Source organism: Paenibacillus sp. XP01, from assembly GCF_057364885.1.
Window position 1 is genome coordinate 757014 of record NZ_CP139481.1, and the last position, 14452, is coordinate 771465.

At 53.5% G+C, this 14452-nt stretch carries 14 protein-coding genes and 1 riboswitch; of the genes, 7 read left to right on the forward strand and 7 right to left on the reverse strand.

Going from position 1 to position 14452, the window contains the following annotated elements; genetic code table 11:
* Positions 1 to 43: 43 nt before the first annotated feature.
* The 3 genes from folE to SNR34_RS03575 all read left to right on the forward strand — a co-directional run bounded on the left by folE (position 44) and on the right by SNR34_RS03575 (position 2125).
* Positions 44 to 637 (forward strand): GTP cyclohydrolase I FolE, encoded by a 594-nt coding sequence (gene folE, locus SNR34_RS03565; RefSeq protein ID WP_236420786.1) that lies wholly within the window; start codon positions 44 to 46, stop codon positions 635 to 637.
* 345 nt (positions 638 to 982) lie between these two features.
* Positions 983 to 1831 (forward strand): lipoate--protein ligase family protein, encoded by an 849-nt coding sequence (locus SNR34_RS03570; protein WP_236420787.1) that lies wholly within the window; start codon positions 983 to 985, stop codon positions 1829 to 1831.
* 69 nt (positions 1832 to 1900) lie between these two features.
* A complete protein-coding gene (locus SNR34_RS03575) occupies positions 1901 to 2125 on the forward strand; it encodes a hypothetical protein (protein ID WP_236420788.1) in 225 nt (74 codons plus the stop codon).
* A 111-nt stretch (positions 2126 to 2236) separates the two neighbouring features.
* Here the strand turns inward: SNR34_RS03575 and SNR34_RS03580 are convergent, their stop codons facing one another.
* The 3 genes from SNR34_RS03580 to SNR34_RS03590 form a co-directional block, all read right to left on the reverse strand.
* Positions 2237 to 2857: a hypothetical protein gene (locus SNR34_RS03580; protein WP_486181159.1), complete on the reverse strand. Its 621-nt coding sequence runs from the start codon at positions 2855 to 2857 to the stop codon at positions 2237 to 2239.
* Between the two features lie 126 nt (positions 2858 to 2983).
* Positions 2984 to 4285, reverse strand: a complete 1302-nt coding sequence (locus SNR34_RS03585) for a Fe-Mn family superoxide dismutase (protein ID WP_486181160.1) — start codon at positions 4283 to 4285, stop codon at positions 2984 to 2986.
* A gap of 165 nt (positions 4286 to 4450) precedes the next feature.
* The gene (locus tag SNR34_RS03590; RefSeq protein ID WP_236420791.1) at positions 4451 to 5476 is read right to left on the reverse strand and encodes an alpha/beta hydrolase; all 1026 of its coding nucleotides are present in this window, start codon (positions 5474 to 5476) and stop codon (positions 4451 to 4453) included.
* A gap of 532 nt (positions 5477 to 6008) precedes the next feature.
* Between SNR34_RS03590 and SNR34_RS03595 the strand changes: the two genes are divergently transcribed.
* Both SNR34_RS03595 and thiC read left to right on the forward strand, forming a co-directional pair.
* Positions 6009 to 6752 carry an IclR family transcriptional regulator gene (locus SNR34_RS03595; protein ID WP_486181161.1) on the forward strand — a complete coding sequence of 248 codons (744 nt, stop codon included), beginning with the start codon at positions 6009 to 6011 and terminating at the stop codon, positions 6750 to 6752.
* 127 nt (positions 6753 to 6879) lie between these two features.
* A riboswitch (TPP riboswitch) is annotated at positions 6880 to 6993 on the forward strand.
* A 383-nt stretch (positions 6994 to 7376) separates the two neighbouring features.
* Positions 7377 to 9113, forward strand: coding sequence for a phosphomethylpyrimidine synthase ThiC (thiC, locus tag SNR34_RS03600; protein WP_486182391.1), 1737 nt, complete (start codon positions 7377 to 7379; stop codon positions 9111 to 9113).
* Between the two features lie 149 nt (positions 9114 to 9262).
* Here the strand turns inward: thiC and SNR34_RS03605 are convergent, their stop codons facing one another.
* The 4 genes from SNR34_RS03605 to SNR34_RS03620 all read right to left on the reverse strand — a co-directional run bounded on the left by SNR34_RS03605 (position 9263) and on the right by SNR34_RS03620 (position 12556).
* Positions 9263 to 9955 (reverse strand): hypothetical protein, encoded by a 693-nt coding sequence (locus SNR34_RS03605; RefSeq protein ID WP_486181162.1) that lies wholly within the window; start codon positions 9953 to 9955, stop codon positions 9263 to 9265.
* Between the two features lie 94 nt (positions 9956 to 10049).
* Entirely contained in the window at positions 10050 to 10217 is a 168-nt protein-coding gene (locus SNR34_RS03610) for a hypothetical protein (RefSeq protein WP_236420795.1), read from the reverse strand.
* 524 nt (positions 10218 to 10741) lie between these two features.
* On the reverse strand, positions 10742 to 11530 hold the full coding sequence (locus tag SNR34_RS03615) for a zinc ribbon domain-containing protein (RefSeq protein ID WP_486181163.1): 789 nt from the start codon (positions 11528 to 11530) through the stop codon (positions 10742 to 10744).
* Positions 11531 to 11605: 75 nt separating this feature from the next.
* Entirely contained in the window at positions 11606 to 12556 is a 951-nt protein-coding gene (locus SNR34_RS03620; protein ID WP_236420797.1) for a helix-turn-helix transcriptional regulator, read from the reverse strand.
* A gap of 83 nt (positions 12557 to 12639) precedes the next feature.
* Here SNR34_RS03620 and SNR34_RS03625 point away from each other — a divergent pair, with 83 nt between their 5' ends.
* Together SNR34_RS03625 and SNR34_RS03630 are read left to right on the forward strand one after the other, a co-directional pair.
* Positions 12640 to 13335 (forward strand): response regulator transcription factor, encoded by a 696-nt coding sequence (locus SNR34_RS03625; RefSeq protein WP_236420798.1) that lies wholly within the window; start codon positions 12640 to 12642, stop codon positions 13333 to 13335.
* The gene (locus SNR34_RS03630) at positions 13328 to 14425 is read left to right on the forward strand and encodes a sensor histidine kinase (RefSeq protein ID WP_236420799.1); all 1098 of its coding nucleotides are present in this window, start codon (positions 13328 to 13330) and stop codon (positions 14423 to 14425) included. The genes SNR34_RS03625 and SNR34_RS03630 overlap by 8 nt, the downstream gene beginning before the upstream one ends.
* Positions 14426 to 14452 lie beyond the last annotated feature (27 nt).

Consider the following 14452-nt stretch of genomic DNA (forward strand, 5'->3'; position numbering starts at 1 on the left):
AAGGGCTGCCCACCCGATGTCGTTTGAAAGGAGGCGTTTGGCAGTGGCTGGCGTTAAAGATTATGTGAATTCCAAAGTTATCGATAACCGGGAGAAGATCGAGTATCATATACAGCAGATTCTGAGCTTGATCGGTGAGGATACAACGCGTGAAGGGCTGCTTGAAACGCCTGCGCGCGTAACCCGGATGTATGAAGAAATTTTTGCGGGCTATGACGTTGATCCGCGCGAAGTGCTGGGCGTAACGTTTGACGAGAATCACGAGGAACTCGTCATCGTGAAGGATATCGTTTATTACAGCCAGTGCGAGCATCATATGGCTCCATTCTTCGGTAAGGTCCATATCGGATATGTGCCGAGCGGCAAAATCGTTGGCTTGAGCAAGCTCGCCCGCCTTGTGGAGGCGGTTACGCGCCGCCTGCAGGTTCAAGAGCGCATCACGTCCCAGATTGCCGACATCCTGAACGAAGTCGTGGAACCGCACGGCGTGATGGTCGTCGTGGAAGGCGAGCATCTGTGCATGTGTTCCCGCGGTGTCAAGAAACCTGGCAGCAAGACGGTGACATCGGCGGTACGGGGTTCGTTCCGCAGCAATCAGGCCCAGCGTGCCGAGTTTCTTTCTTTGGTGAAAGAATAAGCCGTGCCGGACAAGCTGTCCTTGTACAGAGGGTATATCGTGCACAAGACCGCATTCCTTTCATGGAATGCGGTCTTGTTTTTGCATACAGGACCCGTTCTGTTCTTTTCGCCTCCCGATTGCCGGGTCCGGTAGACAACGATGGGCTGACCGCTCATCCCTGCTGGATTAATCACAGAAAGTGAAATACAATAAACAGGTCGTCAGGAATCGTTTGATCGGACGTGTTTACATGAAATATCCGGAAAGTCGCTGCACGGGCTCCGTTACAAATGAATCCAATATGGCATCGATATCCTTGGTTGAGGGAGGTCCTCCTTCATCCACCGTTGGGGGAATGTAGATATGGAAATTTCGCAGCTTTCGAATCTTGCGACCAAGCCGGACGTTCAGTCCAAGCGGGATTACGCTTCTCGTTTGCGCATTTGGGAAACGCCGCTGCTGCGTGCCGGGAGCGACGTGCTCGAAGCGTTTGCCTGGGAGGAGCTGATGTGCCGACGCGTGGGTGAAGGACACGCTCCACTTGCCCATATATGGCGTCATCCCGATGCGTTCGTAGCAGGCTTGCGCGACCGCCGGCTGCCGCTGGCCGTGGAAGCGATGGAGCGCATCAGGAGCGGGGGAACCTCGGTGTGCGTTCGGCCATCCGGAGGAGCTGCGGTTCCATTGAATCCGGGGGTTGTGAATATTTCGCTTATGCTGCCCAATCCGGGGCGCGATATTAACATTCACGACGACTTCCGGGAGATGGCCTCCATCATTGCCGAGTCGCTGCATCCGTGGACACGAAATGCCCGTACGGGTGAGATTGAAGGGGCATTTTGTCCTGGTGAATACGACGTGAGCGTAGAAGGCATGAAGTTCTGCGGCATTGCCCAGCGCAGGCAGGCCAAGGCTTACATTATTACGGCTTTCATTATCGTCGAAGGGCAGGGTGATGCTTTGGTGCAACAAGTAAGCCGGTTTTACCGGGAGGCCTCGGGAGGTGCCAAGGAGGGTTACCCTGAGGTTCGGCCAGGTACGATGGCGAGCCTGCAGGAACTGGCCGGAGTCCCTTCGGCCGCCATGTACACGGCTGCATTGGTAAGGACGTTGCGGAGCCGTTATGCCGCAGCGGAATCCTTTCCTGTTCCAAGCGTGGATCGCATGGACGTGAAGCGGATGGCAGAGCAGATGAAAAAGCGTTACGATTAGTATCCTTCGTTTGCCTTGGAATCGAGGCTAGGAGATGATATGATGTGTTTTCGAGAGGAGAGTGCCAATATGGAAACATTGAGATATACGTACGAATACGAAGTCGTGTCGACCGGTGAGAAATCCGAGTTCAGTCAGATGGCGACCAGCAAGGAAGAAGCGGCATCGTTGATCGTGGCGCGCATTGCCGATTTGGAATTCACGAGCGAAGACGATATCAAGCTGGGCGACCTGATTGCGATCAGCAAACAAGTCGGCGATAACTATGTGGCGTGCGAGGGCTGTGCTTCCTAAGAAAGCAAGGCCATCCATCGATGATCTAAAGGCAAGCGTTTCGTCAGGAAACGGCTTGCCTTTTTTGCATATCGACCAAATCATGAGCTTCCTTCGTTAAGGGAGCATGCATTAATCGATATTAGCGATTTTCCATTGATCTTCTTTGTTTTTCACAAAGAAATAGGTTAATCCGCTGTTCTCCACATTCCCCTCTGAGTCTTGGAGGGCAAACCGGACGCCAACCTGAATTTGTACTCTGCCGTCCATAGTGACTTTCTTGATGGTATCCAAATCATAAAACATATATTGAACGTTTTGTTTATCAAAGAATACCGAATGACGGCTGTAGCTTTCATGCAAGTGTTCAGCGAACTTCTCTTGATCTTGCGCGACAACCGCTTCAAGATTACTTTTCAGCTTGGAAATGATATCGTCATTGAAAAAGCTCTTTTTGAACGAATCAAAATCGATAAGTACCCCGGCCTCGAAGTCAGCCTCAGTCACATCATTGATCGTTCTTGTAGCAGCGTCGATCAACGTCTCGGTAGCTTCTGCAGGATGGTCCGCTTCTTTGGCTTGGCCCGTAAAAGTCTTGTTCGCAGAAGCTGCCTGGCTTGTTGGGTTGGCAGCTTCTTCTGCATTGGAGAGGGCCTCGGTATTTTCATCATTTGCACATGCGGATACAAGCAAGGCACCTGCGATCAATGCAAACGACATGCTTCGCGAAAGAAATTTCAACAAATCGATCATCCTCCCTTAGGGATATAAACGTGAAGAACGAAATGAAAGTTACGCATATAGAACAAAAGGGAGAATGAAAAAGAGAGGTATCTCACGGGCAGGCACATGCCCGAGATACCTCTCTTTGCCTTTGGCTTAATATGGTGGCCATAACAGCTTGCGTGCTGCCTCATAACGTTCGGCAGCGGCAGGCCAATACACGACGTTCCACCAGTCTTCGATATATTTTTTGCGCTCGTTCTGATGTTTCAAGTAATAAGCGTGTTCCCATACGTCGAGAGGGAGCAGCGGAACGATATCCATCTGCGAAAGGTTCTGGTGTTTCTCGGCTTGCAGTATTTCGAGTCTGTGGGCCCTCGGGCTCCAGACAAGCATAGCCCATCCGCCGCCTTCAACTTTGTTTGCGGCTTCCGTAAACTGGTTCTTGAATGCATCGTAGCTGCCGAAATCGCGTTTGATCTGCTCTGCGAGCATGCCGGACGGTTTGCCGCCGCCATGAGGATTCATAATCGTCCAGAAGATGGTGTGCAGGTAATGTCCGGCTCCGTTAAACGCCAGCTCGCGCTCCCAGTGCTTGATTAATTCGAAATTGTTCTTTTTCCGCGATTCGGCCAGCTTTTTCTCGGCGGTATTCAGGCCGTCCACATAGGATTGGTGATGTTTGTCATGATGGATGCGCATCGTCGTTTCGTCGATGTATGGCTCGAGCGCATTATACGCATAAGGAAGCGGCGGCAAGGTATGGCCTCCAATGGGGACCGGTCTGGCTTGCACGGGCGTATGCGCAGTAACGTCGGATGCGGAGCCCGGGGAAGTCGAATCCGCGTCCATGCCGGGCGGGATGGATGGCGTAGAGCCTGCCGGCTGACCGGGCGGGGGAGAGGAGCTGCCTTTGGCCCCGGCAATGCCCGAATTTTCACTGCTGCGTAATTTCCCCGCTGCGCCTCCTGCATTTTCGATTTCCGCCTGGATCAGCGAGGAAAGCGACTCTCCTTCGGCATCGCGCATGATGCCGGACTTGCCGAGCGTATCCAGAACGCCGAGAAAGTATTCCGATTCGCGAATAAAGTGCAGAATGGCGGTTTTGGCAGGCGGAGCGGCCAGTATAGCGGCGCTTTGCTCGAGCAGGGCATACAGTTGCCGAATAAACTCCCGGGATTGCGTGCTGGCCGTGTTTACCAAATCCTCGACGGCTCGCAGGATATAAGGATCTGGCGGGTGCGTCCCCGGCAACAGCTGTTTCAAAAGCCGGTTGGCGGCAGCCCCCGTGCTGGCAAAAGCGGCCTGCCATTCCCCAAGCAGCTTGACATAGGCGGGCTCAAGATCGGGAACAAGCGCCAGAATGATGATTGTATGCTCCTTCTCTTGTTCTTTCCAGAAACGAATTTCCTCCAGGATCCGCAGTGGAAGCAGCTTTCCATATTCATACCAGTTCATAACGGATTAAACCTCCTAATCACCGAATTTCGTCCCAAAAATATATTCGGATAACAGGCTGTCTTATGTATACGAAAAAAAAGAGCCCTCAAGAGGAACCCAAGAGGACTCGAATTTTCATGCAATTCCATGTTTCTGATGCATAGGCTTCAGTTGCGCTGATCGTCAATGGCTGCCGCCGGTATTCTGCACATCATCGTCGTCGGTGTTTGTGACATGGCTGAGGAATGTGGAGACGCGTCGCAAATATTCTTTTGGATGCTCGCGGAAAATCAGCTCATGGTGCGCTCCGTCAACGATCCATTCCTCCGAATTGGCATTCGACTGGTTGGCGGCGAGCAGCTCCGCGATCGGGTAAGGCGCCTTCTCGTCTTCCGTTCCATGAACGAAGAAGATCGGGAAGGGATAATCCTTCTTTTTGACTTCTTGGTACGGAATTTGCTGCAAGCCTGTGCCATTCAGGACAGGGAACAGCAGGTTCAAAATTTCCAGCGTCGGCTGGCGCGGCAGGTCAATTTGATTATGGATATTATGGTATAGCGTATCCGGTTCCAGCAGAAACGTGCTGTCCAATATCATGGCGTCGACGTCCTGGGTCAACAGCCCTGCCTGCAATGCCGTACCCGCTCCCATCGAAAATCCCCATACGACGATTTCCTGGGCGCCGCGCTGTTTGGCGAATTGGATCGCTCCGAGCAATTGCTTGGATTCCGCCTTGCCGCCCGTAGCGACGGCTTTGTTGACCTGGGAGGCAAAACCATAATCGAACATCACCACGTTGAACCCAAGCTGATGGGCATAATGCGCCAAATCGTACATGGGCACCCAGGTTTCCTCCCGGTTGGCTCCGTATCCATGGCTGAAGATGATCGTTTTGTTCACGTCGGCGTCGGCAGGAATGTACCAGCCTTGCATGATGCGGCTTCCGTCGACGGCCGGGAACGTGATGTCTTCGTATTTCATGTTTTTGGCCTGCATCGGATTGGAAAAGACGGGGGCTACCGTAGGGTTGGACAGCACCCAAGCGATGTAGCCGTGAAGCGCGATGAAGCAAAATAACAGAAAAAATACAACGGAGAGCAGCAACGCCACGATAATATGTTTAAGCCGGATCAGCCTCGGAGACAGCGAAGAGGGCAGATCGGAAACTTTCGTTTGCAGCGGGGCCTCGCTCTGGGATGTCGGAAACATACATGCCCCTCCTTTGTTGAATCGGCTAATTCTCACTGACGATCATTTTCTCCAAACCTGCCCGCCGCCGGATTACTGGGGCGCAGAGGAGGAAAGAGTCAGATTATGTCGACATGACAAGTTCGGTTCCGTGAAAAAAACAGAGTTGGACGGTTATACTTATACCATTCAGGCATAAGCGAAAATATGAATTCGCTTTCGGAAAGTTATTCCAATAGGAACGAGAAAATGTGGAAACGCTCGTTCTTTTCCTCTTTGTGATGGCGAATAGACTTTTTATTATCGTATGTTCCACCATAGCCAATGTCAATTCTTCAGGCGTATTTGTTACCTAATTGTTATATAGTTCTTTAGATGCATGGTTATTATTTCCTTTGAGTGCAAAATACAGGGGATGAAGTCTGATAACCTAGACCCCACGATACTTCTTCCGGTTCGAATTTAACGGGCATCGGTTTACAGATGGAATCGTTTCTCATATAATTTATGTAACCGAGTTTCATGTGATGAAACATGAGGAGGGCATTCTGCCATGGAGGACCGAAAGTTAACCGTCCGGGCTGTAGAACGGGCGCTGGATATATTATTGTGTTTTACGACCCGCAGCGATCTGGGATTGACCGAAATCGCCAGCCAGATCGGATTGCATAAGAGCACCGTGCATCGCCTCATGGCTACCCTGGAAGACCGGGGATTTGTGATCCGCGATGCGGCGACCGAGAAATACAGACTCGGCATTCGCATTTGGGAACTATCGGCGCATATGTCCCGGAGCGACGATCCCGCCATTTTGCTGCTGCCGGCGATGGAACGGCTGAGAGATCGGCTCGGGGAGACGGTAAGCTTGTATCTGCGCGACGGTGCCGAACGGATTCGGATACAGGCCGTACAGAGCGATCAGGCGATCCGCCGGGTGGCTCCCGTTGGCGCAAGACTGCCGTTGTCCGTAGGGGCTTCCAGCAAGGTGCTGATGGCTTTTGCAAGCGAGGAAGACCGGGAAGAACTGATGAACGGCCCGGAATGGCCCGTATTCATCGATCCGCAGGCGTATTTGGCGCAGATGGCGGATATTCGGACCGCCGGCTACGCCACAAGTTACGAAGAGCGCGAACCGGGGGCCGCGGCGGTGTCCGTGCCCATTATGGGCCGGGATGGCCGGATCGCAGCCGCGTTGTCCGTATCGGGGCCTGTCAGCCGCCTTTCCCAGGAGACGCTCCATGAGTATGCTCCGGTCCTGAAAGAAGCCGCCGCGCAGATGGGACTTATGCTGGCCTGATCCGAAACGGCATTTTGGAAAATAAGGTTGTTTTTCCGCCATGTTTAGGCTAATCTGTAATGGACAGCCCAAGACATGGGCTGACTGAACTGAATAGGACGCAGCGGCAAAGTTGCCGCTAGCCGTCAAACGTTACTGGGGGAGTCCGAATTGTCCGGACTGAGACGGAATCGCATGAGATTCCGGACCCTTAGCACCTGATCTGGATCATGCCAGCGTAGGGAAGTAATCGGCGAAACAACGACGAGCATCGTCAATATGCCTTGAGTGAAGCTCCCCTGTGGGTAGACTTGCCGTGGCACGTTTGGCGATGAAGGATAAAGCCGGTTCCCTGGGGGAACCGGCTTTTTTAATGCAGTATCCGAGAAATCATCGCATCTCCGTGGCGTTCCGACAAGGTGGAGATGTGTGATGCGGCGGCCATGGTTGCCATGTTCCCGCCCGCCCTGGAGCTGTATCCGTGCTTTTGAATTCGCCCGTGCTGTACTTCCTTCATGCTTGGCCTGATGAACAGGTGCGCAGAATGAGCAATGCCGGACCATACCATGAGGAGGAGAATGAGCGATGAGCACAGGACACGAAACAGCGGGACAGGAAAACCATCGGGATACGGAAAAAGAAAGCATGGGGCGGCTGCGGCCTTTTCCGGGCAGCCGCAAGGTATACATTCAGGGCTCGCGACCGGACCTGTTGGTCCCCGAACGCGAAATTGCCCTTCATGACACAAGCACTCCCCAAGGGGTGGAGCATAACGAACCGCTCCGCGTGTACGATACGAGCGGTCCGATGACCGATCCGGATTATGAGGTGGACATCCGGACGGGCCTGCCCGCGCTGCGCAGACAGTGGATTACGGAGCGCGAGGACGTAGAATCGTACGAAGGCCGGACGATTAAGCCGGAGGACAACGGCTTGAAGCCGGGCAGCACAAGAGCTGGAGCCGAGACGTATCCCGGCGTCACCGGGAAACCGCTGCGGGCACGGGAAGGGCGATGCGTGACGCAGATGCACTATGCACGGAGAGGCATCATTACGCCCGAGATGGAATTCGCGGCCATCCGCGAAGGCGTGGAGCCTGAATTCGTACGGCAGGAGCTGGCCAGCGGCCGAGCCATTTTGCCTTCCAATATCAATCATCCGGAGAGCGAACCGATGATGATCGGACGCCATTTCCACGTCAAAATCAATGCCAATATCGGCAATTCGGCCGTATCGTCTTCCATTGAGGAAGAGGTCGAGAAGATGACCTGGGCCGTCCGTTGGGGAGCGGATACGGTGATGGATCTGTCCACGGGCAAAGACATTCACACCACCCGCGAATGGATCATTCGCAATTCGCCGGTACCGATCGGCACGGTGCCGCTCTATCAGGCATTGGAAAAGGTCGGAGGGGAGGCGGAGGCGCTGACGTGGGAGCTGTACCGCGACACGCTGATCGAGCAGGCCGAGCAGGGCGTGGACTACTTTACGATTCATGCGGGCGTGCTGCTCCGCTATATTCCGATGACTGCCAAACGGATGACGGGCATCGTGTCACGGGGCGGATCGATCATGGCGGCCTGGTGTCTGGCGCATCATCAGGAAAATTTCCTGTACACCCATTTCGAAGAAATCTGCGAGATCATGAAGCGGTATGACGTCGCCTTTTCGCTGGGAGACGGCCTTCGCCCGGGCAGCATTTATGATGCCAATGACGAAGCGCAGATGGCGGAACTCGCGACGCTGGGGGAATTGACCCAGATCGCCTGGAAGCATGACGTGCAGGTGATGATTGAGGGTCCCGGACACGTGCCGATGCACAAAATCAAGGAAAACGTGGACTTGCAAATGGAGATTTGCCAGGAAGCGCCGTTCTACACGCTCGGCCCGCTGACCACGGACATTGCGCCGGGGTACGACCATATTACGTCGGCCATCGGGGCGGCCATGATCGGCTGGTTCGGCACATCCATGCTCTGTTACGTTACGCCGAAGGAACATCTCGGCTTGCCGAACAAGGACGATGTGCGCGAAGGCGTCATCGCCTACAAAATCGCGGCCCATGCCGCCGATCTGGCCAAAGGCCATCCGCGTGCGCAGCGCCGGGACGACGCGCTGTCCAAAGCCCGCTTCGAATTCCGCTGGCGCGACCAGTTCAACCTGTCGCTCGACCCTGAACGGGCCATGTCCTACCACGACGAAACACTGCCTGCCGAAGGAGCGAAGCAGGCGCATTTCTGTTCGATGTGCGGACCGAAGTTCTGCAGCATGCGCATTACGCAGGATATCCGTGCATTTGCCGCGGAGAAGGGATTGTCGGAACAAGAGGCGGTTGCCGCAGGCATGCAGGAAAAAGCCGAAGAATACCGGATGCGCTCATAATGCCGGCCTTCTTGGGCGGTTGTCCGCGAATCCGTTAAATTGGCGTTATTGTCTGTCCGCAACAAAACGGACAGGAGGAGAAGCCAAACAGCAAAAAGCAGTTCATCTCCCTATCTTGGGGAATGAACTGCTTTTTTGCATGTCATGCATCACAAGCCGGACTTTAGCTGCATATTCAATTCCCGTTGCAAATACGGTGCCAGAACGGAAAGGGGACTGTGCACGGTTATGCCGCTAGCCATCGTTACCCGTGCTGCCGCCGGAGCCATGGACAACTGGGCGGCAATCGGCGTCCAACCCGAATATCGTTCGGCATGCCGCATCAATCCCGCCTGAACGGCTGCCGCATAACCTTCGCGGTCACCGCGCATAATCAGCTCGAACGTGCCTGGCAGCAATACGCTCTTGGCTTGAAGGGCATGATTTGACGCGTGATGTTCCTCCTCCGGCTGTAAATGGCGCAAAAAGCGGTCCATCGTTCCTTGGACGGTGGCTGGGTTGGTGAAGGCGAGCAAATAGGGCTTCGGCTGGCGCTGCATCATCGATAACAAGGGATCGTCGATGCCGATCACGGGAATGGAAGCGGGCAGGGGCTCCTGTTCCAGAACGGCCGTGAAGAGCGTGCAGGTGACGAGAATGGCATCGGCATGGCATCGGGCGATCCATTCCATCGTGCTGGCTACTTTGTCGCGGACGGTGTTTTCGGTGAAGTCTGCGTCGCTTTTGATCCGGTCTAGTCCCGGATCGACGTAGTGCACCAGTTCGACGTCATAGGCAGCCAGTGCCTCTTCGATGAGTGCAATGTTGGAATAATGGGCATGAAAGCAAGCGATGGTCATCATGAGGCATTCCCCTTTAGGATTGTTGCGGGAACCGTGTGAAGGAGCCGCGAACGTTTTAGCCCATTATAGAAACAGGGAGGGGGAATGTACAGCATTATCGCATGGATGGGGAGGCATTCTTTTTGGCCATTTTTTGCTGCAAAATGTCGTGGAAGGTCAACTCTTGGGTATCCCGGTTTTCTTTTTTCGGAGCGTTGACCGCTGCATTTCGCGGATACTGGTGATGGTATGGGATCATTTGCTGAATAGGCATGCGGATCATTCGGGTTCCTCCTTTTTGAGAACAGGTTATATGTAATATAAATATGATGATTTCAGAGCATGTTGATTGTTGTTTGCAAAATAGGCATATATGACTTGTTAGATGAAACAAGGGTGTGTAATGAACCTTTCCAAATCGGAATGTAGTGATTTTAACCCGATTTTCGAAATTGTAAACATTTTTAGCGATATTCAGGAGTAAAGGACCGTATATTAGGGGCGGTATATGGGAGCATGGGGCGGGGGGGTGTGCGGATAGTCCCGATCAAGCAAGACCAAAATGGGTCGAAAATAAGTCGTTTTGTCTGGTTGCATAGAAGGGGATAAGCGAACGAAATTGGTTCAATGGTCTGTAGGTACGGATAACAGAAGAACGGAAGAAGTGGGCGGCAGGGAATAGGGGAAATGAAAACCGAATCGCATCATCGATGTGCAGGAAGGCGCACGCAAGGTGGGCGGGCAAACATAAAAAAAGCTGCCGGGACCCTTCCCGACAGCAAGCATGTTCACTATATTGCAGCCAAGTTATAAGCGTGGCCGGACGGCGATGTACAGTTCCGCCTGCATGTTCAGGGGATCGAGACTGCGTTCATCGTACAGCTCGAAGTCCCCGGTAAACGTGCGTTCGTCCCGGTTGTTCCAAGCCCATACAGCCCCCCAGGCTTCGCTGACCACTTCGGCCATGGGGCCTGTTCTGGTTGCAAATACAGCGTATGTCGCGGGCGGGATTTCAATGACTTCCAGATGGGGCGGCAGTGCATCGCCCGGTGCCAGTTCATGTCCAACCAGAATCGTGTATTCTCCGAGAACTCCATCCGCATAATCCGTGTAGCAGCCATAACGAGGCGTCGTGGCAGCAGGAAGGTCAGGCAAGCTCCAGTAACGCTCCCACAGCGCTTGTATGCTGCCTTTGCCGCTCATCTCCGCGCCATTGCTGGTTCTGGCGGTGACGCCGGCTAACCGTTTCGCTGGCAGGGTGACATACGTGACAGGCTGTGCCGAGGGAGATGCGTTATGCTCCTGCTTCAATTCGGCAGACGTCATCCCGGCTTGCGCGGATGCACTCCATCGTTTCAGGAAGGGAAGCTGATGGCGAAGCATCGATCGCGCGGACGGCTCGTCCATGCCTTCCTGAACGAGAATTGCGGTGCACATCTCAATCATGCCGTCCAGCGATATGTCCGGCTGCTCGAAACGCCCCTCCTTATAACAATAGATGCAATACTCGCTGGTGCTTTTCCCATCCATTTCGGTGCCCCACTGGGCAGCATTGCCGAGCGGCATTCCGCAGCTTTGACATACAGTCATGTTCATTGTAGTTCCTCCTTGTTTTTCTTCTATCGATCAGTCATAACCGAAGTATAAACGGAGGAACTGGACAGCTATCTGTCAAGTTTGCGGGGGGTTGGCATAATTTTGGGCGATCTGCACGGCGATCCGGCGTATGTGCTCGCGAATGTGAGGCGGCTCCAACACTTCGACGTCAGCTCCGAAGCTCAGGATGAAGCCATATAACCAGTTGTCTTCCGGGAACGCGACCTGGCTGATATAGTATCCTTGGCCATCCGGAACGACGTTTTCGATGCCGAACCATTCTTCGGCGGTATGCCGTGCCCGTGCATGGAAGCGGAGCGTGAGCCCCGTCTGGTTATCCGGAGCGGTCCATTCCTGCTGCCAGGGTTTGTCCTGCGGCTGAACGGGCCTGCGTTCGAAGCGGCCTTCAGCCAGCGCGACATCCCGCATGCGGACCAGCTTAAACATGCGAAAATCGTCGCGTTCATGGCAGAAGGCATACAGGTACCAGGAATGCCTTTTGAGCACCAGCGTGTGGGGATCGACCGTCCTGTGCGAATGGACGCCCTCTGCGCTGCAATATGTAAACGTGATGGAACGCAGCTGGTCGATGCCTTGCTCGATATGCCGCAATTTCTGCTGCAGTGCCTCAGAGTAAGTCCATGTGGAATAATCCACGATGAACCGGCTCGTATTGGCCTGAAAATCCCCGTTTCGGGATGCCGGCACGATGCTGCTCAGCTTCTCCATCAACAGATCGCGTGCCGTACTGGCATGGGCCGTCGAGACGCTCCGCAGCGCGGTTACGATCGAAGCCAGATCCTGATCGGTGAGCACGTTCCGGTCCAAACGATAACCTTCGGCCAGCCCGATGCCCCCGCTCGCTCCCTGATAGGTTACTACCGGAATGCCTGCCTGGCCCAGCGTATCAATGTCTCGGTAAATCGTACGAACGGACACCTCGAACGTGTCGGCCAAGTCTTTGGCCTGCACCCGGCCCCGATTGATTAACAATACTACGATGGCTAACAGTCGATCCAGTTTCATACATCTTTTCCTTTCCGAAGATTCAATGATCCAGCCAGTTGTGTTATATTGTTGAGCATCACATACATGGAGTGGAGTAAGCAATGAAGCGGATTACGATATTGGTTGCCGACGACGAAGTGGAGATTGCGGACCTGGTGTCCCTGCACCTCCAAAAAGAAGGATACCACACGATCAAGGCGTTCGACGGAAAAAGTGCCATTCAAGCGATTCAGACGCAAACGGTCGATTTGGCCATTTTGGATATCATGATGCCCGGCATGGACGGTTATGAGGTAACTCGCAAAATCCGCGAGCAGCATCATTTGCCGATCATTTTTTTAAGCGCCAAAACATCGGATATGGATAAAATTACGGGACTTGTCATGGGCGGGGATGACTATATGACCAAACCTTTCAATCCAATGGAATTGGTTGCGCGCGTGAACTCACAGCTGCGCCGTTTCCTGCAATTCAGCCAGGCTGCACCCGTCAACCGTTCGGTATTGGAGATGGGCGGGCTGGTCATCATGCCTGATCAGCATCGCGTCACGCTGTATGGCAAAGAGGTTGATTTGACGCCGAAGGAATTCGACATCCTGTATCTGCTCGCCAGCCATCCGAAACAGGTGTTCAGCGCGGAAAGCATCTTTGAGCAAGTTTGGGGCGAAGCCTATTACGAGAGCGGCAACACGGTGATGGTGCATATACGGACATTGCGCAAAAAACTCGGCGAAGAGATGGACAAAAACAAGTTTATCAAAACGATCTGGGGCGTGGGGTACACCTTTAATGAATAATCAAAAAAAACAAAGAAGCTTTCGCACCACGATGATCATGCTGCTCGGCCGGAGCATGCTTGTTTCGGGCGCGATTACCTACGGGGTGTACAAGCTGCTTCAGTGGTATTATTCCGGCGTCCGTGCAGAGGATACGTTGGCCGATTACCGGCGTTTCATGAAAAGCGTGGGGGATATTTATTTTTTCATGATTTTGTTTATCCCGCTGGCGATTCTGTTTTTCTTCTGGTTCACAAGGTCTTACGTCTCCCATTTCAAGGAGATTTCGGAGGGAATACGTCATCTGGCCAATGGCGATTTTCAGCATCGCGTTCGGATTTCGTCCAAGGACGAGCTCGGGGCAATCGCGGAGGACGTGAACTTGGCCAGCCAAAAGCTGCGCGATGCCGTGGAACGCGGCGATTTTGCCGAAAGCAGCAAAGACCAGCTCGTGGTCAATCTGGCGCATGACCTGCGGACTCCGCTGACTTCCATTCTCGGTTATCTGGATCTGTTGATGAAGGATGATCAATTGACGGAGGAGCAGGCCAAACATTATACCTCCATTGCTTTCACCAAATCGCGGCGCTTGGAAAAGCTCATCGACGGGCTGTTCGAGATCACCCGAATGAATTACGGCATGCTGCCGATCAACAAGCAGAGACTGGATCTGAGCGAGCTGCTGCGTCAAATGAACGAAGAGATGTATCCCGTTTTCGAGAAAAATCACTTGACCTCCAGGCTGGACATCGAACCCGATCTGATCGTGCATGGGGACGGAGAAGTGCTGGCCCGCGTATTCGAAAATTTGCTCATGAATGCTGCCCGCCACGGCAGGGACGGATTATACGTAGATATTCGCGGCCGTACGGAAGGCGAGCAGGTGGTCATTCAGGTCGTTAACTATGGGGACAGCATCCACCCCGAAGATTTGCCTCACATTTTCGATATGTATTACAGGGGGGATCGGGCGAGAACGCTGCAGGAGGGCAGTACGGGGCTGGGGCTGTTTATCGCCAGAAATATCGTGGAACAGCATGACGGAGTCATCTCCGTGCATAGCGATGTGATTCACACGGCATTCGAAATTCGCTTGCCTGTTTTAAAGTAAGATCGGCGATTTAAGAAAAACTTTATT